Source organism: Clostridium zhoujianii (genome assembly GCF_051590805.1).
In the GTDB taxonomy this organism is placed as follows: domain Bacteria; phylum Bacillota; class Clostridia; order Clostridiales; family Clostridiaceae; genus Clostridium.
Genome location: NZ_JBPUTF010000005.1, coordinates 1 through 20413 on the forward strand (window position 1 = coordinate 1; position 20413 = coordinate 20413).

General features: G+C 29.2%; 18 protein-coding genes. 2 read left to right on the plus strand and 16 right to left on the minus strand.

Annotated features, from left to right (window positions below; genetic code table 11):
- On the plus strand, positions 1–142 hold a 142-nt coding region (locus tag ACSYT2_RS16865), incomplete at its 5' end, for a triple tyrosine motif-containing protein (RefSeq protein ID WP_438385311.1).
- Between the two features lie 780 nt (positions 143–922).
- Here ACSYT2_RS16865 and ACSYT2_RS16870 read toward each other — a convergent pair.
- From ACSYT2_RS16870 to ACSYT2_RS16935, 14 genes are all read right to left on the minus strand, one after another.
- Positions 923–1387, minus strand: a complete 465-nt coding sequence (locus tag ACSYT2_RS16870; RefSeq protein WP_438385239.1) for a serine O-acetyltransferase — start codon at positions 1385–1387, stop codon at positions 923–925.
- A gap of 20 nt (positions 1388–1407) precedes the next feature.
- On the minus strand, positions 1408–2844 hold the full coding sequence (locus tag ACSYT2_RS16875) for an oligosaccharide flippase family protein (protein WP_438385240.1): 1437 nt from the start codon (positions 2842–2844) through the stop codon (positions 1408–1410).
- The gene (locus ACSYT2_RS16880) at positions 2828–3736 is read right to left on the minus strand and encodes an O-antigen ligase family protein (protein ID WP_438385241.1); all 909 of its coding nucleotides are present in this window, start codon (positions 3734–3736) and stop codon (positions 2828–2830) included. Before ACSYT2_RS16880 ends, ACSYT2_RS16875 begins: the two co-directional genes overlap by 17 nt.
- A gap of 366 nt (positions 3737–4102) precedes the next feature.
- The gene (locus ACSYT2_RS16885; RefSeq protein ID WP_438385242.1) at positions 4103–5284 is read right to left on the minus strand and encodes a glycosyltransferase family 4 protein; all 1182 of its coding nucleotides are present in this window, start codon (positions 5282–5284) and stop codon (positions 4103–4105) included.
- A gap of 30 nt (positions 5285–5314) precedes the next feature.
- Positions 5315–7351, minus strand: a complete 2037-nt coding sequence (locus ACSYT2_RS16890) for a heparinase II/III domain-containing protein (RefSeq protein WP_438385243.1) — start codon at positions 7349–7351, stop codon at positions 5315–5317.
- Positions 7341–8600: a glycosyltransferase family protein gene (locus tag ACSYT2_RS16895; RefSeq protein ID WP_438385244.1), complete on the minus strand. Its 1260-nt coding sequence runs from the start codon at positions 8598–8600 to the stop codon at positions 7341–7343. Before ACSYT2_RS16895 ends, ACSYT2_RS16890 begins: the two co-directional genes overlap by 11 nt.
- A gap of 39 nt (positions 8601–8639) precedes the next feature.
- Positions 8640–9869: a nucleotide sugar dehydrogenase gene (locus ACSYT2_RS16900; protein WP_438385245.1), complete on the minus strand. Its 1230-nt coding sequence runs from the start codon at positions 9867–9869 to the stop codon at positions 8640–8642.
- Between the two features lie 106 nt (positions 9870–9975).
- The gene (locus ACSYT2_RS16905; protein WP_438385246.1) at positions 9976–11049 is read right to left on the minus strand and encodes a glycosyltransferase family 4 protein; all 1074 of its coding nucleotides are present in this window, start codon (positions 11047–11049) and stop codon (positions 9976–9978) included.
- A gap of 10 nt (positions 11050–11059) precedes the next feature.
- Positions 11060–11797, minus strand: coding sequence for a WecB/TagA/CpsF family glycosyltransferase (locus ACSYT2_RS16910; protein ID WP_438385247.1), 738 nt, complete (start codon positions 11795–11797; stop codon positions 11060–11062).
- Positions 11763–12845, minus strand: coding sequence for a mannose-1-phosphate guanylyltransferase (locus tag ACSYT2_RS16915; RefSeq protein WP_438385248.1), 1083 nt, complete (start codon positions 12843–12845; stop codon positions 11763–11765). The genes ACSYT2_RS16910 and ACSYT2_RS16915 overlap by 35 nt, the downstream gene beginning before the upstream one ends.
- Positions 12846–12876: 31 nt before the next feature.
- Positions 12877–14010 (minus strand): non-hydrolyzing UDP-N-acetylglucosamine 2-epimerase, encoded by a 1134-nt coding sequence (gene wecB / locus ACSYT2_RS16920; protein WP_438385249.1) that lies wholly within the window; start codon positions 14008–14010, stop codon positions 12877–12879.
- Between the two features lie 11 nt (positions 14011–14021).
- A complete protein-coding gene (locus tag ACSYT2_RS16925) occupies positions 14022–14693 on the minus strand; it encodes a sugar transferase (protein ID WP_438385250.1) in 672 nt (223 codons plus the stop codon).
- A 24-nt stretch (positions 14694–14717) separates the two neighbouring features.
- Positions 14718–15374, minus strand: a complete 657-nt coding sequence (locus ACSYT2_RS16930) for a CpsD/CapB family tyrosine-protein kinase (RefSeq protein WP_438385251.1) — start codon at positions 15372–15374, stop codon at positions 14718–14720.
- A gap of 11 nt (positions 15375–15385) precedes the next feature.
- Positions 15386–16060 carry a YveK family protein gene (locus ACSYT2_RS16935; protein ID WP_438385252.1) on the minus strand — a complete coding sequence of 225 codons (675 nt, stop codon included), beginning with the start codon at positions 16058–16060 and terminating at the stop codon, positions 15386–15388.
- Between the two features lie 506 nt (positions 16061–16566).
- On the opposite strand from ACSYT2_RS16935, the gene galE reads away from it, so the two are divergent.
- The gene (gene galE / locus ACSYT2_RS16940) at positions 16567–17553 is read left to right on the plus strand and encodes a UDP-glucose 4-epimerase GalE (protein ID WP_438385253.1); all 987 of its coding nucleotides are present in this window, start codon (positions 16567–16569) and stop codon (positions 17551–17553) included.
- Positions 17554–17625: 72 nt separating this feature from the next.
- Here the strand turns inward: galE and galU are convergent, their stop codons facing one another.
- Complete coding sequence (galU, locus tag ACSYT2_RS16945) at positions 17626–18492, minus strand: UTP--glucose-1-phosphate uridylyltransferase GalU (RefSeq protein WP_430856921.1); 867 nt, start codon at positions 18490–18492, stop codon at positions 17626–17628.
- Between the two features lie 172 nt (positions 18493–18664).
- Entirely contained in the window at positions 18665–20257 is a 1593-nt protein-coding gene (locus ACSYT2_RS16950; protein ID WP_430856922.1) for a peptide chain release factor 3, read from the minus strand.
- Positions 20258–20413: the final 156 nt, after the last annotated feature.

Sequence of the window (20413 nt, forward strand, 5' to 3'; positions counted from 1 at the left end):
TAAGGATTACTCTACTTCTAACTCTTTCACTTGGAATCCTACTACTACTGGAAACTATGTTATAAGTGTTTACGCTAAGGATGTTAACTCTAAAAATGAGGTTGATAGCTTTAAAACTATGGATTATGCAATAAGGAATTAATACTATGTTTTTTAATACTTAATAATATCATACTATATAAACTCCACTAAATATTAGAATATATGAAGTGGAGTTTTTGTCATTTCTATCTTATATTCATAATTTAAATATATTTTTATGGATATATCGTGATTAAATAATTAAATTATAAATGAATAGGTGTATTTAATAATGTAATCAAGAATACAAAGATACTTATGAAATTAAGAGGATAATTATTGAAGTTTACAATATTACAAAATCACTTAAAGATATATTCGATGGTGATTAGTGATTTTTTTGTTTTAGTATCATTAGAAATACCTACATAAATAACACCTATCGTAGTTCTATTATACTTGCTATGTTGATTCTATTATTATTAAACCAATTAGATCAATTAAGCTCCTCTCTCCTTATTATTTACCACTTGATCTTACTAACATTATTAAACTCTTATATTCGTAAGTTTTGCTAATCAGATTATAATTTTAATATAAAATATCATAGGTTTTTAATATTAAAGTTCTCTTCTCACAATCCTTATATTATAATTTTTTTTATGTAACATTAAATCTAATCATCAATTCAAATCGCAGGTTTTGTCTATCTATTTTTTATCATATTAACACCAATTTTATCTTTAATCATATTATATATATCATTCATTATAATCACATCTAATTATTTCTTACCTATCTATAATCATTTTCTAAAATAACCGCAAAAAAGTACATAAATTCTAATTCTTTTTTAGAATTTTATGCACTTTAATATTGATATTTATCACTTAACATATATTTAACTTTTTATTGCTTCTATATAATCTAAATTGTTTATCTTTATTACTTTAGCCGGCACTCCTGCTACTACAGAATTTTCAGGAACATCTTTAATAACAACAGCATTTGCCCCAATAATACTATTATCTCCTATAATAATTCCACCAATGACTCTCGCACCTGCTGATATATATACATTATTTCCTATTTTAGGAACTCCTCCATGATTCTTTCTGCCTCCAATAGTAGTATTTTGACCAATAATGCAATTTTTTCCTATCTTGGCATTATGGTGTATCACAATTCCTATACCGCCGTACGCAAACTCACTTTTCTCTCCTATTTCTGCACTCGCAGGAATATGTGAATTATTTATAATACGATTAATGCATTGAAAAAAATATGCTAATCTTTTAAATTTTGCTCTAAATAGCTTATTTGATAATCTATAAATTTTTGTAGCACTTAAGGCTCTCATAATCATATATCCAACTCTCCCTACTACTACTTATCACTTTTTTTTCTTGAAAATAACTTAACTATATACTGAAAAATATCATTAATTTCATTTCCATACATAACAATAACTGTTAACAAAGCTATACTTCCAATAGCTATAAGTTTAATATCAAAAGTATTAAAACTAGCATATAAAGCTAATATTGTTAAAGGTACTAGTGAAATATATAGCTTTTTAATATTATAGCCAACTTCATATAGTTTACCTGAAATTTTAGTTCTTAAAATAAAAAATATAATATAAGAAATACCTGTTGATATTGCAGCCCCCTTCGCTCCATATGGTGGTACTAATATACAATTCCCTAAAATATTACATATAGCAGATACTACTGCAATCAATATATGATTTTTAGTCCTTTTCTTGAAGTTAATTCCAACTACAGTTGTTTCTGAAATTGTATACATTAATGGCATAAATACTAAAAATGGGAATATAAACGATGCCTCTCTATATTTTGAACCTAATAGCAAAATCAAAACATCCTTAAAAGTTATTAGTAAAATTGCAATCAATAGCATAAATAAAGATACTAAGGAAAATATTTTTCTAAAAAACTCTGTATTCTTAGAATTCTCTTTATATTTCTCATTTGCTACTGGTACCCAGAATGTCGTAAATGCATCTTGAAATGCATTTAATAAAGCTACTATAGAAAAAGCAGATGAATATATACCTAGTTCATTAAAATTACTAAACAAATTGATAGCAACCCTATCAATAGATTGGAATACCCATGTAATTATCATAGAAAATACTAACGGAATACCAAATTTAATCATTTGTTTATTTGTAGTATTCATTTTTATATTATCACATTTGAAGAACCACTCTTTTTTTTCTGCCAGTATTGATATTACAACTACAACTATATTAGATAATATTGTAGCAAATACTAACGTTTTATAATCATTTTTAACTATTTTAAATATCATCAAAACAAATGTAATATATAATACTTTAGTTATCACCTGTAACGTAGAATAAAGCTTACCTCTTTGTTGCATTCGTATTAATAACAATGCAAATCTTCCTAAAATGCTAAACTGAATCTGAATAATTATTGCTATAATAATTATTATAGAGCTCTCACCTATTAAAAATCTTGAAATTGATTTGTGAAAAATCAATAAAATGATAGATATAAACATACTTATCATTAATGGAATCTTTATACTCTCTCTTAATAGTTTCTTTTTACCATCACTATCCTCTTCGTAATAAAACCTTACGTATGCTTGATCAAATCCTAGCAGCATAGCTATCAGTAATAAATTGGTTATAGTGCTAAACATTGAGAATTTTCCGTATTCCTCTGGTAAAATTAATCTTGTTATTATAGGTGAAGATAAAAACCCTAATATCAATACAATTCCATTACCAAATGCAAATTCTATAAACTTTTTAAGTAATACATTCATCGGCCACCTCACAATATTCTATGTTGCCACTCTTTTTCTTTACTGATAATAAATATGTTAAAAATAAAAATAATGATAAGATATCTGTTCTTAATGAATAGTCCATAAAAAACAACGTAAATATTCCTGTCCATAAAATAAGGCTACTTAAACCATTAGTGCCTATGTTACTAATTCCTATCGTTGTGAATAGTAGGAAATAGGCAACTCCCACTCCTACTCCAAAAACTAGCATTTCATTTAAAAATATATTATGAAAATTATCAACGGGAAATACCTGTGTTGTAAACATCATTTCCCCAAATTTATCTCCTATTCCATGCGGCATTATGGACAGATTAAGTTTAGCAGCGTCATAAATATACGTTCTACTCCCTAATGACGTTATATCTCTGCTTTCAGCTAAACTTTTAATAATTATACTACTTCCTACTATGAATAGAATCGGAATAATAATAACTTTTATCATCCGTATAATTAAATTTTTATTTTTACTATTACATATTAAATCATACCCTACTAATGCTATTATAAAAGGTAACGCAGTTTTTGAATTCGTTAAAACACATACAACTGCTAAAAGTATTAATATACTTTTATGCCTCTTAATCTCCTGTTTATATTTAATTACTATCCCTGTAAACATTAAAATCATTAATGAATATGAACTTTTATGCCCAAATATCCATGTTAGTCTTTTATCCGTATATCCACCTTGTGCTGTAAAACTTATCTCTCCATTAACTAAATATACAGCATCCCTACCAATTAAGTAATATATTATGCTTAATACTAATGTAAGTACTACACACTTGATAAAAAAACCTATTATATTATTATCTTGTAGGAACTCTTGATCTATTTTTTTTATTAATAGAATATAAAAAATCATACTAATAAGTCTATTTAACTGTTCACTATACATCCCTGTATATTTAATATTATAAAATAGCATAACAATGTTGTATATCAATATTACAAAAACCAGTATTAATATATATGTTTTCGAATATTTGCCTCTGCCTTTCTTAATACAACATAATAATATAATAAACGTAGCAATACTGTTACTAAGACTAAATATTACATTTCTATTAGTTTTTCCAATATAAAAAGGAATAAATAAACTTACAAATATAAATATCTTTAAAATAAGAGCTAAATATTTATCTAATTTGTTATATTTAGTCGACATTTTATTTTTACCTCATCTCATACATAATTATTTCAATTACTTTTTTATATTTCATATTAATGCTTACTCTAACTTAAGCTCCACAAATAGCCTATGCCAGTCTTCCATTATCTTTTCAATACTAAACTCCCTAGCTCTTTCTATTGATTTCTTAGAATAATTATTCATATAGTTTTTATCTTCTACCATTTTTATCATTTCATTTGTTAATCTCTTTATATCTCCTTGCTTAACTAATATTCCATACTTATTATCTTCTATAAGTTCTTTCGCAGAAGGAATATCAAATGATATAATTGGTAGTCCACATTCCATTGCTTCAATAGGAGTTAATGGAAATCCCTCCCATCTAGATGAGCATACATATATATCTGATTGCGTATATAAATCCTGTATATTGTTACTAAATCCATTAAGATTCACAACTTCTGTAAGATTTAATTCTTTTATTAATTGACTAAGCTCGCTACGCTGTTCTCCATCGCCAACTATATTTAGCTTTATCTTATCATTACATTTATTTACATCCTTAAATGCCTTTATTAACATATCAAAGCCTTTGCTTTTATCTAATCTTCCAACCGATATAATTGTGTTACTATCACATAATGATTTTGTTTTAGATACTATACTAGTTGGATTATAAATTTGAAATGACTTCTTATTCAAAAATTTCTCATAATTTTCTTGATCTTTTTTTGTTAATACTACATTTGCATCTATATTATATAATGCTCTTTTAAAAAGGTTAATTTTATTGTATATATATCTACCTTTAACTGAGATATATGCTTCATACATATTATGTTGCCATGAAATTGTCTTAGCATTTAGATATGGAGCAATTAAGCCTAAAATAATCGTATATTCGAAATGACATCCTATTATAATATCGTATTCTTTATTATTGAAAAAAGATATTAAATCACTTTTCATTCTTTTAGGATACATAACATTTTCTTGTAATTTACTCATTTTTTCATTATCAAAATATGAACTGATATTATTAATTTTTTTAAATATTCTTTTTCTTATTTTTTCAAAAATAGTACCTTTTAACGGTTTGTAAATTACATTTACATTTTTTTCATCTAAATCATATAGTTTATAATCTTTTTTCACATTTACTTGTGTGCATATAATATCTACTTCATTATCCTTACCTAAATTATTTGCTAATGTAGTTATTACTCTCGCCACTCCACCATGCAAAAATATAGTATCTGTCAAAAAACATATCTTCATTATACCCTCCAGTTTTAATCAACTTCTATTTTAGTAGATATACATTTCTTTTCCATATCCATTTGAATATAGTTTATAATTAAAATTTTGTATAAAATCAATATTAGCCCTATCATCTACTTCTATATAATGATTTTCAATTCGTATAGTTCTAATAAACACCTTATCTCTGTACTCACATCTTACACTTACTATATTTTCTTTAATCTCAATAAATTTACACTTCACCTCATTACTTGTCTCGAACATATGAATAAATCTATTTTGCTCACAATCTCCTATTCTAGGTATTGGAATATTATGAGCTAGACTACTCCTATATATATCTCTTTTATCTTCATCTGCAGTATAAACATAGCATCCTGGATCCACCAATATATCTTTTCCGTCACTAAATACTTCGATATTCATCTTATCATTATGAGAATGTGATCCTTTTCCTTCATACCCCACTTCTCCAGCATATAAATAAAATGAAAATTTATCCGCCTTTAAACAGTATAATCCAAAATTTTTATAATACTTCATAACCATCTTTTCAATATCAGTTATGTTAATTTTTATTCTGTGAGTCTGATTAAAAGGAAGATTACTCCTTAATTTCTCATCTATTAAATCTATATTTTTTAAATTATCCATGACACTTGAGCAACTTGGCAAATAACAATCCCTTATTATTGATTTAACTAATGCTTGTTCATTAATATAATTTTTATAATTTATATTAAAAATAGAAGATAGTAGTGTGATCGTAGATTCGTTATTCCCAAAGTTTTCATCAAAATATTTTTCTGAATTTATATTGTCTACATTAAAATTCTTATATTTTTTTATTATCTTATCTGACGATACCAGTTCCCCAATAGGTGATATATTTATAAACTTTCCACTATCATTATCTCCAATAAAAATAATAGTTCCATTTTCTTTTAAAATATCCTTATTAAAATCTAGTAGTCTACTTAGTCTAGTAAAAAAGTTACTATTCATATGTCTACTTATTATTTCACTACATTCAATATTATTCTCTTTTATATATATTAAGAACGTTGTTACCATTCCAACTATATCAGATGATAATCTATGATATGCTGTTGATGCCTCAAAACTTGATCCATCTTCATTAAATTGTCTATAGAACTCTTTAAAGAACTCTTCAATTCCAAACTTAAGATATGTATTTTCTTTAAAATATGCTCCTCCAATTATTAAACCAGCTAAGTTTGACAAATAATGATTACCGCTAACACCCTTATTCTCTAGATTGTTATAAATGAAATCCAAATGAAATCTGCAATTTCCTGAAAAAATCTCCTTAAATTCTTTATTAAGTATATCTTCATTATCCAATTGTTCTAATATATCGTAAGCTAATAACATATTTGCTAACCTTATTGATACATCCATTGTACATACCCAATTTACCCCGAACTCCAATGGATTTGTAACAAAAAAATCTAAAACCTCATTTTTAAATTCCCTTATTATTTTTTTCCTATTACCTTCATCTAATTTTATTGAAATAATTGCCATCCTCAACAAATGCTGCATACGAGATAACTCCCATGGCCATTTGATATCAACACCATTTGGGCTACCAATCTTAATTAGATTCCTATGTTTCTTGGAATTATATCTAAAACCGCTTCTAAAATCCTTGCTCCAATCTATGTGAATATATTCTCTATCTATAAGCTTACTCAACTTCTCGCTATATTTATAATTCTTTTTATTTATTATTTTCTTTAATTTAAACTCTGTTATAGAAGTTGTATATCTATTTCCTTCAAATCCTACACTAAAATTTCCATAGTCTAATTTAACCCATCCACTACCTAATAAATCAATTTCATGATTTAAGTATTTTTTAACTATTAATCTTTCTATTTCTTCTGTATTCTCATCACTAAAATTTGTGTTTTTTTCAAGGCAATCTATATCAATAATGTTATCAATAAAATTATAATTTATATAATAATGGAAACTCTTGAAGCTATATATCACTCCACATATATATTTCTTATACACTTTATTATATATTTTAATTAAAATATTTTTAATTCCCATTCTTAGATACTCCATCTATAAATTCGATAAATCGCTCTTCCTGATACTCTTGTGAGAACTTCTCAGCTACATTTAAATCAATTTTCCCATTATTCTCATCACACTCTAAATAATTCCTCAGAAACTCTATTATCTCATGTTTATTATTTTTAATAACAGTCCCAAAATTATTACTTTCTATCATATCTTTAACTATTGGATCTTGTGTTAGTGCCAAAATTTTATTCCTAGCTCCTATATATTCAAATAACTTCCCAGGTATTGCATACTCACTGCCTTCATCATGAGTAATAAGTATATTAATATCAGATTTAAACATTATATCTACTGCCTTCTCATTATTTATCATTCCTGTAAAGTTTATTACACCTTCTAAGTTATACGCACTTATTATATTTTTCATTTCGTATAATATATCAGATGCAATGTCACCCACGAAGTTTATTTTAATCTTATCTTTATATCCCTTAAACTTGTTTTCATTTAATAATTCACCTAAAGCAAATATGAATTCATTGGGAGACCTGCTTCCATATAAAGATCCGATGTGACTAAATATAATATTGGCCTCATTATTATCAGTCTCATCTAAATTAACTTTTCTATACCCATTATAAACGACCTTATATTTTTCAATTTTGTATCTATTCGCATAATGTTCATATAGTCCTTCTGTTAAAAATATGAATCCATCTACAAGTGATTCCATATCCTTCTCATGTCTCTTCATAATATTATTTACTATTAATGGATTCTTCTCTGCTAAATTATCAGCTAATATATCTCTAAATTCGACAACATACTTAACATTCTCAAATTTATTCTTCAGATAATTACCAATCATTAAAGTCTCTAATTTTGGCACTGTCGAATAAATTATATCTATCTCTTTCTCTCTTACAATCTTACTTGCTAATTCAATATTTTTTTTATACCATACTTTAGAATCATATCCATTCTTAATTTTTTTTAATGCTCTAATTCTATTATTTAAATACCCTTTTGATAACAAATATCCTTTTAAGCTTCCACTGAATGAACTCACTCTTTCTTCACTCTTAATAGTATTTGATTTATTAACTCTATATACTTCTTTTTCACCCCATCTAGGATCTGTAACATCACCATTGGTTAAAACATATACATTATAATTATTTCCTACTAGTGCCTTTATCCTTTTCTCTAGTCGTATTGCTGCTATGGTTTGTTCCGGATAAAAGTGGCTTGTTATTACAAGTATATTTTTCAATTTGACACCCCTTTAATAATATCTTTCTTACTTATTAATCTACAGTTTATATATCTTTTTTCCACATGTTATTATATTTCTTGTGTCATATACAATTTTCTCTTTTAATAACGCTTCATTGTTCTTTATCTCATCATGTCCTACTAAAACTACTACAATATCAATAGCCCCTAAAAATTCATCTAAACTGCTGCACTGGCTACTATATTTCTTTTCATTAATCATCGGATCATAAATCTTAATGTTATCTATATTGTATTTATCAAATATATTTAGTAATTGTAAAGTTGGACTCTCTCTTGTATCATCTACATTTTCTTTATATGTCATTCCATATAATCCAACCTTTGAATAATCCTTGACATTATTTATCTTCATTATCTCATGAATTCTATCAAAAACATAATTAGGTGCTGCATCATTTACTGCTCTTGCACTTACTACAACATTAACTATATCCGGATAATCACCTACCAAAAACCATGGATCTACAGAGATACAATGTCCACCTACCCCTGGCCCCGGCTGTAATATATTTACCCTTGGGTGCTTGTTTGCTATACGTATAAGTTCATATACATCCATTTCTTCTCTATTACAAATTCTTGCTAACTCATTTGCAAATGCAATATTTATATCCCTAAAAGTATTTTCAACAACTTTACTCATTTCAGCAGTCTTAATATCCGTTACTATTATATCCCCTTGACAAAAACTTTTATACCATCCTTTTACCTCTTCTCCAACTTCCTTTTTGTCTGCTCCTATTGTTCTAGAATTATTCTTCAACTCACGAATCATATCTCCTGGTATAATTCTCTCCGGTGCATGTACTAAGTGTATATCAGTCCCAATCAAAAATCCTTTTTCTTCTATTATAGGTCTAACATATCTGTCTATTGTTCCAGGCGATATAGTAGATTCTATTACTATTATTGCCTCTTTATTACATACCTCCATGACTTGCTTTATTGCTGAAACAACATAACTTGCATCAATCTTTTTACTATCTGACATATATGGTGTAGGTACTGTTATTAAATATCTATCTGTTTTTTCGTACTCACTTTTAAATTCAATTCCTCTATTTATTGCTTCACTAAATACCGCTTCTAACCCATCTTCTTCAAATGTAAGTCTACCACTCTTTAATGTATCAACCAATTCTTTATTTAAATCTGTTCCAACAACCTTGACCCCATGCGAGGCAAACATTAAAGCCGTTGGTAATCCTATATACCCTAATCCTATAACATTTAAAACACTCATTACTCTTCCTCCATATATCAATATTTCACTTTTTATAGATTCATCTTTATATCTCATCTTTACTTAAATCTAAAGTAAAATCTTTTTATTTTTCAAGAACCTATATCTACTCAAGTTTATATAACTTTAAATATTTTTCGTTAAATGCCTCTAATGAAAACCTTCGTTCATATACTTCCCTTGCATTTACTACGTTTGACTTAGTAATATCCCCATTGTTCATTGCATACTTTATCGCTTTAGCAATACTCTCACAATCATTATTCTCTATTTCTACACACGTTGTTCTATTTAATAACTCCTTCAATCCACCTACTCTATACGCAATTATAGGTATTCCATAACTCATTGCTTCCATCGTAGACAATGGGAGACCTTCCATATTTGAATGCACAATATATATGTCTGATTTTGAAAATATACTCTGGATATCGCCAATAAATCCACAAAAGTGTACTTGCTCTCCTAGTCCATTTTTATTAACATATTCTTTTAGCTCATTCTCTAATACTCCTTCTCCAGCTATTATACAATCTACATCTATACCTTCTTCTTTAAGTATTTTAATTGCTCCTAGTAATTTACTATGGGCTTTCACCTCTACCAACCTACCTATACTACATATAGTGAAACGTTCATTATGTTCAAGCCCCGTCTTCAAACCAAACTCTGAAATACCATTATAAATAACTTCAGTCTTTTTACGTATACTTTTCGGTAATGAAATCTTTAATCCCTCTGATACTGTAACATATTTATCATTTAGTCTATTCGCTATCAGTCTAAAAGCCTTATATATATTTCTTTTTAAGAACCCACTAAAATCATAATCTATAAAACTATGTATTGTTGTTATTACTCTAACCTTTGTACAAACTGCAATAATACTTGCTATAACCTCTGATGCTACGTTATGTACATGAAGAATATCTATTTCATTTTTTCTTATAAACCTTACTGTTTCTTTTATAATTGTAAAAATTGCAAATTTATTATTAGGTAAGAAAAGTATATTGTCAATTTTAAAATCTTTTTTTAATACATCAGAAAATTTTGTATCGTCTAAGCATATTAAATACATTTCAATAGATTTACTATTATTTAAATTATATAAGTTTTCTACTACCTTTTCTGCGCCACCATATTCCCTCGCCAACTGAAACAATGCAACTCTTTTCACACAACTCCCCCTACCTGTACTTAAAAAATAGACCTATTATTTTCATATCATCAATAATATATCGTTTAAACATACGACCTGGTTCTTTTATCAATCTATAGAACCACTCAAGACCAGCTTTTTGCATCCAATTCGGTGCTCTCCTAATAGTTCCAGCTTCGAAATCTATACTTGCCCCAATTGCTAATGATAATGGGACTCCCAGTTCCTTTCTATAATTATATATAAACTTTTCTTGCTTAGGAGCACCAAGTCCAACAGCCAGTATATCAGGTTGTTCACTCTTTACATGAGATATAATTCTCATTATTTCTTCCTCATCATTTTCAAAGCCATACTTTGGTGAATATGTGCCAACAATATTTAATCCTTTGTATTTATTAATTAAATTACGTGCTGCTGTTTCAGCTACTCCTTCTGCTGCTCCTAATAAAAATAGCTTATATCCCCTTTTACTAGCTAACCCACATACATTAGGAAACAAATCTGACCCTGATACCTTCTCCTTAATACAATTCCCATTCAATTTAGAAATCCATACTAGAGGCATTCCATCTGTTAATATTAAATCCGCCTCTTTATAGATCCTTTTAAATTCATCATCCGTCTCCAACTTAACTATGTGATCCACATTCGGAGTAACAATATAGCTATTCTTTCTCATTCTGATTAATTTATCAACTTCATGAATTGCCTCATCCATCGTTAGGTTATCAACTTCTATATTTAGTAATGGTATTCTTTTCATTTTCTAAATCAACACCTTCTTTTATACTCTTAAGTCTATCAATATCATTTTTCTTACCTATAAATATTCTATCCTTGTTTTCCAACACATAAATATTATCTATTTCACTAATTACTATTTTCTTATCATTCGAAATAATAATATTATTGCTTGAGTTAATACTTATAGCATCTCCTAGTATGATATTCCCATTCTTATCTTTCTCTCGATATCTTTCTAAGGCACCCCAACTTCCTATATCATCCCAACCAATTTCAGTAGGTATAACAAAAATTTTCTCAGCTTTTTCTAAAACCCCATAATCTATCGATATACTATCTGTATACTTATATTTCTCATCTATTTCATTTTGTAATAAATTCTGTGGTATATCTTCAACATTTATTAATGCCTCATATGTATTCGGTAAATATTTCTTTATCATACTTAAGATACCATCTATTGTCCACATAAACATTCCAGCATTCCATAAATAACATCCATCTGACACATATTTAGTTGCTGTATTAATATCCGGTTTTTCTACGAATAGTTCAACTTTCCCTATTCCATTATCTCCTTCATACTCACTACCCTTTTTTATATAGCCATAACCTATTTCTGCTCTATCTGGCTTTATACCTAAGGTAACTATACAATCTTTGTTCTTTTCTATAAAACTATCCGATTTTATCACAATTTCTCGGAAGGCAAACTCATCACCTATTAAATGATCAGATGGTAATACTATCATATTTGCACCAGTATAATACCTCTTTATTACCAAAGCCGATAAGGCAATGCACGGTGCTGTATTTCGACCTTCTGGTTCAATGATTATGTTTCTACTTGGAAGATCCGGTATTTGTTCTTTTACAATTCCCTCATATTGTTTGCCAGTGCATATAAAAATTCTTTCCATTGGAATAATTGGTAAAATTCTTTTAACAGTCATTTGTAGCATAGTATCATCAGATATCAAACTTAAAAACTGCTTTGGTCGCTCTTCTGTAGACATAGGCCAAAATCTTGTTCCCTTTCCCCCAGCCATTATTAATGCACATAACATATTTTTTCTCCTCATTATTATTTTATTTCTTCTATAAATCTATAGATATATCAAAATAGTCTTTAATACTTTCTACTATCCTTTTCGAAGCAAATCCATCACCATATGGATTAATTGACTTGCTCATTTTTTCATAAGCTTTTTTATCATTTAATAATGCATTCGCTTCTTTTACTATTATACTTATATCCGTACCTACTAGCTTTACAGTTCCAGCATCTATGGCTTCTGGCCTCTCTGTAACCCCCCTTAATACAAGAACCGGTTTCCCCAAATGTGGAGCTTCCTCTTGTAACCCTCCTGAGTCTGTCATTACCATAAAGCACTTATTCATTAAATTATGAGTTTCTTTAGTATCTAATGGTGATAACAGATGTACTCTATCTAGGTCTTTTAAATACCTCTCTACACACTCTCTAACTACCGGATTCAAATGTACTAAATAAACAATTTCAACATCTCTATTTTTACTAACAATCTCTTTTAGTGCAATACAAATATTTTCAATCCCTTGTCCCCAGTTTTCTCTTCTATGAGCAGTAACCATAATAACCTTCTTATTTTCATAGTCTATCTTATTCAGTTCCTCATTTTCGAATTTATAATTATAATCCACAGTAAAATTCATAGCATCAATAACTGTATTGCCTGTTATTATTATGTTACCCTCATCTATTCCTTCTTTTAATAAATTTTCCTTAGATCCACTAGTTGGAGCAAAGTGTAGATCAGCAATAGATCCTGTTAGTTTTCTATTCATTTCCTCAGGAAAAGGGAAGTATTTATCTCCTGTTCTAAGTCCTGCTTCTACATGCCCAACTTTTATCTGCTGATAAAAGGCAGCAAGTGCACCAGAAAATGTTGTCGTTGTGTCTCCATGAACCAAAATCATATCAGGTTTTGCTTCTTGAAATATCTCTTCTAATCCTTGCAATACTCTAGTAGTAACGCCAGTTAAACTTTGTCTATCTTTCATTATATCTAAATCAAAATCCGGTTTTATATCAAATAAATATAAAACTTGATCTAGCATTTCTCTATGTTGTGCTGTAACACATACCATTGATTTAATCTGACTGCTTCTCTCTAACTCTTTTACCAAAGGTGCCATTTTAATTGCTTCAGGTCTTGTACCAAATATACTCATTACTTTAATTTTACTCATACCTTCACCCCCTATCTTGCATGTTCGTCTCCAAATAAAACAGAAAATGTTTTAAATATCAAATTTATATCAATAAGCGTACTTCTTTCTCTTACATACTTAATATCAAGCTTCATCCAATCTTCAAATTCAATATCATTTCTACCTGAAATTTGCCAATAACATGTAAGTCCTGGTTTCGCATTTAGTCTTTCCATCATCCAAGGCTCAAATTCCTTAACCTCCTTAGGTAAAGAAGGTCTTGGACCAACTAAACTCATCTCACCTCTAAGTATATTAATAAGTTGTGGTAGTTCATCAATGCTAGTCTTTCTAATAAACTTTCCAACCTTTGTAACCCTAGGATCATTCTTCATCTTAAACATAGGCCCATCCATTTCATTATGCTGTGCTAATCGCGCCTTAAGCTCCTCAGCATTAACTACCATAGACCTAAACTTATACATTTTAAAGCTTTTTCCCTTATATCCAATTCTCTCTTGAGAAAATATAACAGAACCTTTTGATTCTACCCTTATTGCAATTGCTACAATCAATAAAATGGGACTCAAAATAATCAAACCAAAAAAAGAACATACAATATCTATTATTCTCTTAATAAAATAATATCCAAAGCTAACTTTATGCTCTGCTCTCTCTTCTACAGATACCTCTTCTTTCTCTACATTTGCCTGTTCCACCAATTTCCCCCCTATATAATTCTTACTTTAGCTTTCATTACCATAATAATAGTAATATTTCTTCCTACTGTTTTCTACACCATTCAGGACTGTACCAATAACATTAGCTCCTACCTTATCTAAAAGTCCCTTAGCTTGTAACACTGATTCCTTCTTAGTCTTCTCCGCTCTTACAACTAGTATAGTCCCATCAGCCTTAGTTGAAAGTATCTGCGCATCTGTTACCGCTTGTAATGGTGCTGTATCTAATATTATTATGTCATATCTATCCTTAAGGGCTTCTATAAGTCTTCCCATAGTCTTAGATCCTAACATTTCCGATGGATTTGGAGGCAATTTCCCTGAAGGTAGTATATCTAGATACTCATTATACTCATGTACTACATCTTCAAGCTTCTCCTTCCCTATTAAAATATCTGAAAGACCTATCATATTTGAAATTTTAAACTTTCTATGTAGTGACGGTTTTCTTAAATCACAATCAATCATAATTGTACGCTTAGCTGCTTGTGCAAAAGATAAAGCTACATTACCTGCTGTTGTTGATTTTCCTTCTCCTGGCTCAGAGCTAGTTATAACAATAGTTCTAATCTCCTTATCAAAAGAAGAATATTGTATATTCGTTCTTAAAGTTCTATAGGCTTCTGCCCCTATTGATTTTGGTTTCTTCTCTACTATAAACATATTCTTCTCCTTTACTTAACCTTTTCTGTATCTGGAATAACCCCTATAACTGGTATTCCCATAGTATTTTCTAAAGCATCCTTATCCTTAAATGTGCTATCCATAAATTCAAGTAATAGTGCTAGTCCAACTCCAATCATTACCCCTAATAATAATGCAATAGCTATATTAAGCTTTTTATTTGGACTAATTGGATTTTCAGGTAATCGTACCTTCTCTATAATCTTTACGTCAGCGTTAGTTATAAGCTCTTTTGAATAAACTTCAAATTCACTGGCAATTGCTTCTACAACAGACCTGCTTTGTTCTTTATCTTTACTAACATACTTGATTTCTAATACCTGAGTTCCTGATCCTGGTACTACACTTAATTCTGATAATACCTCCTCAGATTTTAAATCTATTCCTTTTTTATTAAGAGCCCTATCTACTAAATCATTAGTAGTAATTACTGTTGTATACGTCTTAATAAGTTGCTGATACATTTGTATATCACTATTATTACTTTCAGCAGTACTTTCTTTTCCAATAAACAGTTTTGCTGATGCTTGATACTTTGGCTTTATCACAAAAAAGCTAAAAATAGTAGCTAAAATAGTGGCTACTAATGTAATTCCCACTATTAATTGCCATCTTTTTTTCAATGCATCTAAAATATCTTGTATTCTTATATTTTCCTCATTCATATCTTAATTCCTCCATGATGTTTCTCGCTTTAATATCTCAATTTACCGTATCATTGTATCATTTTGTTAATGATTTGTTAAGTGAAAAAACATTATGTTTTTTTGGAAGACGTTCCAATATCCTACCTCTTCGCAATCTTTATCTCCATATATAGTCGAATTTTAATTACAATTAATATAAAAATATTCGCATAATGACACAACTTTAATTTTACTCTATACAGATTATTTTTCAATGTTTTTTCCTCCCCACTCTTCAGTAACTTTCGACATATACTTCTTTTTATTACATTATTTCTAAAATATAGATAATAAAATCACTATTATATATATATCCTCCACCCTCTACCATTATCAAAAAAATATTTCACTATTAACTTATTTTATATTTTTTATTTTTGTCGAATTATAGGGAACGTTTTTATTGTAAATTAACATTTAAACTATTCTAATATAGTGATAAAGTGTATATGTAAATAATTTTTATATCTATGGGAGGTATTACAATGTCTATATTAATTTGTGGTGGTGCTGGCTACATAGGAAGTCACATGGTAGCAGAACTACTTGAAAACAATCAAGATGTAGTTATATTAGATAATCTAGAAAAGGGACATAAGGATGCTTTATTAGGAGGAAAGTTATATGTGGGCGATCTGAGAGATAAAGAAATATTAAATAAAGTCTTCAGTGAAAATAAAATCGATGCCGTTATTGATTTTGCTGCTTACTCATTAGTTGGTGAGAGTATGACAGAACCTTTAAAATATTTTAACAATAATGTTTACGGTACAATAAACTTACTAGAAGCCATGAGAGAACATAACGTTAAGTATATTGTATTCTCTTCAACTGCTGCTACTTATGGAGAACCAAAGGTTATCCCTATTGCAGAAAGTAGTGATACAATACCTACTAACGCCTATGGAGAATCTAAGCTTTTAGTGGAAAAGATTTTAAGATGGTGTGACCATGCTTATGGAATTAAATTTACTGCTTTAAGATACTTTAACGCTGCTGGTGCTCATGTTAATGGTAAAATTGGTGAAGATCATTCTCCTGAAACTCATTTAATTCCTATTATATTAGATGTTGCTTTAGGTAATAGAGATAAGATAATGATGTTTGGTGATGATTACGATACTGTTGATGGTACATGTGTAAGAGATTATATTCATGTATCTGATTTAGCATCAGCCCATTCACTTGCTCTTAAAAGGCTTATGAATGGAGGAGATAGTGCTATATACAACTTAGGTAATGGTACTGGTTTCTCTGTTAAAGAAGTTGTAGATGTAGCTAGAAAGGTAACTGGTCATCCTATTCCTGCTGAAGTTGCTCCAAGAAGAGCAGGTGATCCTGCTACTCTAATCGCATCATCTGAAAGAGCTATTAAAGAACTTGGTTGGGAACCAAAATTTAATGACTTAGAAACAATAATAAGCACTGCTTGGAATTGGCATAAGAATCATCCAACTGGATATTCAAAATAATCATCATAAAACAAAAAAAGATTCTACATATCTATTTGATAGACATGTAGAATCTTTTTAAACTAATTATTTTTATTTCCATGGTGTTGTATTTAAATAATCAATAAATTCATCCCTTAATTCTTCTTTCTTTAATGCAAATTCTATGGTAGCTTGTAAAAAGCCTAACTTGTCACCAACATCATATCTTCTTCCTTGGAAATTATAAGCATACATAGCTTCTTGTGCAATTAATTCTTTTAATGCATCAGTTAATTGTATTTCTCCACCTTTACCTGGCTTAGTTTTTTCAAGAATCTCAAATATCTTTGGAGTTATAATATATCTACCTAATATTGCAACATTGCTAGGTGCTTCATCCACTGATGGTTTCTCTACTAAATCTTTTACCTTATATACCCTATCTTCAATATGAATGCCATCTACAATACCATATTTATTAACTTGAGTTTCTTCTACAGTTTGAACTCCCAAAATACTTGTCTTATATTCCGAATAGCAGTCTATTAGTTGCTTTAAGCATGGAACTTCACTATCAACAACATCATCTCCTAATAAGACAGCAAAGGGTTCATTTCCAACAAAAGTTCTTGCACAATTTATAGCATGACCTAATCCCTTAGGCTCTTTTTGTCTGATAAAGTGTATATCTACCATATCAGATATATCTCTAACTAATTCTAAAAGTTCAGACTTCCCTGCCTTTTCAAGTTCTAACTCTAATTCCACAGATTTATCAAAATGATCCTCTATACACTTTTTATTTCTACCTGTAATTATAAGTATTTCTTCTATTCCTGATGCTATTGCCTCTTCAATAATATATTGAATTGTTGGTTTATCTACTATTGGTAGCATTTCCTTAGGTTGTGCCTTAGTTGCAGGTAAAAATCTTGTTCCAAGACCTGCTGCTGGTATGATTGCCTTTTTTACTTTCATTCTACACTCCCCCACTTAAATATATATTATTTTTCACTATTATTTTATCATATAATATACTTCTTTTCTTTTAATTTTTACATTTATTCGCTAATTGTATTTATAATAAAAAAATAATTGGTACAACACTATTTAACAATAATTTTGTACCAACTACTTTTATACTTATATTCTATTCAGTCTTTCCAACTCCTGATAATACGATTCCCTTATTATGATCTAAAGCCCAACTTATTCCCCAATCATTTTGGAATATAAGTAGATTTCTATCCTTAAGATCCTTAACCTTCTTAGTATCTGAAGTTAAGTTTAATGTATCTGGATTTAAATCCTTATTCTCAATCCATCTAACATATCTATATGGAAGTCTATCCATTTTAATATCTGTGTTATATTCATGCTTAAGTCTATACTCTAATACTTCGAATTGAAGAACACCAACAACTCCAACTATAATCTCTTCCATTCCTATATGAAGTTCCTTAAATACTTGGATTGCCCCTTCTTGAGCTATTTGAGTAATACCTTTTATAAATTGCTTTCTTTGCATTGTATCTACTGGTCTAACTCTAGCAAAGTGCTCTGGTGCAAAGGCCGGAATCCCTTCAAATTTAAATTTCTTTGAAGGTGAACATAATGTATCTCCAATTGAGAATATGCCTGGATCAAATACACCAATAATATCTCCTGCATATGCTTCCTCAATTATTTCTCTATCTTGTGCCATAAATTGTTGTGGCTGAGAAAGCTTTATCTTCTTACCACCTTGCATATGCATTACTTCCATTCCCTTTTCAAACTTACCTGAACAAATTCTCATAAAGGCAATTCTATCTCTATGTGCTTTATTCATATTAGCTTGAATCTTAAATACTAAAGCTGAAAATTTATCATCGAAAGGATCTATTTCTCCAATGCTTGAATTTCTTGGTAATGGTGCTGTTGTCATCTCTAAGAAATGTTCAAGGAATGGCTCAACACCAAAATTAGTTAATGCTGATCCAAAGAATACAGGTGTAAGTTCACCTTTTCTTACTTTTTCTATATCAAATTCATCTCCAGCAATATCTAGAAGCTCAATATCTTCCATTAGCTTATCATGAAGAGCATCTCCTAATATTTCTCTGAACTTTTCATCTTCTACATTTCCTTCAATTGATTCAGCTTCATTTTGTCCATGGTTACCACCATTAAAAGCGATAATTCTCTTATTATCTCTTTCATAAACACCCTTGAATTCTTTACCAGAACCAATAGGCCAGTTCATTGGATAAGTTTTAATTCCAAGTTCATTTTCTATGTCTTCAAGTAGTTGGAATGGATCTCTTGCTTCTCTATCCATTTTGTTTATAAGAGTAAATATTGGCATCTCTCTTAATGCACAAACTTGGAAAAGCTTTCTAGTCTGATCTTCCACACCCTTTGCTGCATCTACAACCATTACTGCTGAATCTGCTGCTATAAGTGTTCTGTATGTATCTTCTGAGAAGTCTTGGTGTCCTGGCGTATCTAGTATATTTATGCAGTGTCCACCATAGTTAAATTGCATTACTGACGAAGTAACAGATATACCTCTTTGCTTTTCTATTTCCATCCAGTCAGAAACTGCATGCTTAGAGGCCTTTCTTGCCTTTACAGAACCTGCAAGTCTTATAGCTCCTCCATATAATAGGAACTTCTCTGTTAATGTAGTTTTACCAGCATCAGGGTGAGAAATAATCGCAAAGGTTCTTCTCTTTTCAATTTCATTTATATAATCAGCCAAAGCTTTGTCCTCCTAACTATATTAATTATACTTATATTTTTTCACACATCTCTAAATTATATCACAATTTATAAATTTTTAATATAATAATGTATCTCTTGAATCTCTTACTTTTTTAACTATTTTTCCGAAATATTACTTATATAAAGGATTTTC

Coding starts and splice junctions, on each gene's coding strand:
- galU (WP_430856921.1), bottom strand. CDS start 18,492: ATGAAAGTAAAAAAGGCAATCATACCAGCAGCAGGTCTTGGAACAAGA.
- ACSYT2_RS16915 (WP_438385248.1), bottom strand. CDS start 12,845: ATGTTATGTGCATTAATAATGGCTGGGGGAAAGGGAACAAGATTTTGG.
- ACSYT2_RS16910 (WP_438385247.1), bottom strand. CDS start 11,797: ATGAAAAGAATACCATTACTAAATATAGAAGTTGATAACCTAACGATG.
- ACSYT2_RS16885 (WP_438385242.1), bottom strand. CDS start 5,284: ATGAAGATATGTTTTTTGACAGATACTATATTTTTGCATGGTGGAGTG.
- ACSYT2_RS16870 (WP_438385239.1), bottom strand. CDS start 1,387: ATGATTATGAGAGCCTTAAGTGCTACAAAAATTTATAGATTATCAAAT.
- ACSYT2_RS16900 (WP_438385245.1), bottom strand. CDS start 9,869: ATGAGTGTTTTAAATGTTATAGGATTAGGGTATATAGGATTACCAACG.
- ACSYT2_RS16880 (WP_438385241.1), bottom strand. CDS start 3,736: ATGATTTTTTATATTCTATTAATAAAAAAAATAGATCAAGAGTTCCTA.
- ACSYT2_RS16935 (WP_438385252.1), bottom strand. CDS start 16,060: ATGAATGAGGAAAATATAAGAATACAAGATATTTTAGATGCATTGAAA.
- ACSYT2_RS16875 (WP_438385240.1), bottom strand. CDS start 2,844: ATGAATGTATTACTTAAAAAGTTTATAGAATTTGCATTTGGTAATGGA.
- ACSYT2_RS16930 (WP_438385251.1), bottom strand. CDS start 15,374: ATGTTTATAGTAGAGAAGAAACCAAAATCAATAGGGGCAGAAGCCTAT.
- ACSYT2_RS16890 (WP_438385243.1), bottom strand. CDS start 7,351: ATGGGAATTAAAAATATTTTAATTAAAATATATAATAAAGTGTATAAG.
- wecB (WP_438385249.1), bottom strand. CDS start 14,010: ATGAGTAAAATTAAAGTAATGAGTATATTTGGTACAAGACCTGAAGCA.
- galE (WP_438385253.1), top strand. CDS start 16,567: ATGTCTATATTAATTTGTGGTGGTGCTGGCTACATAGGAAGTCACATG.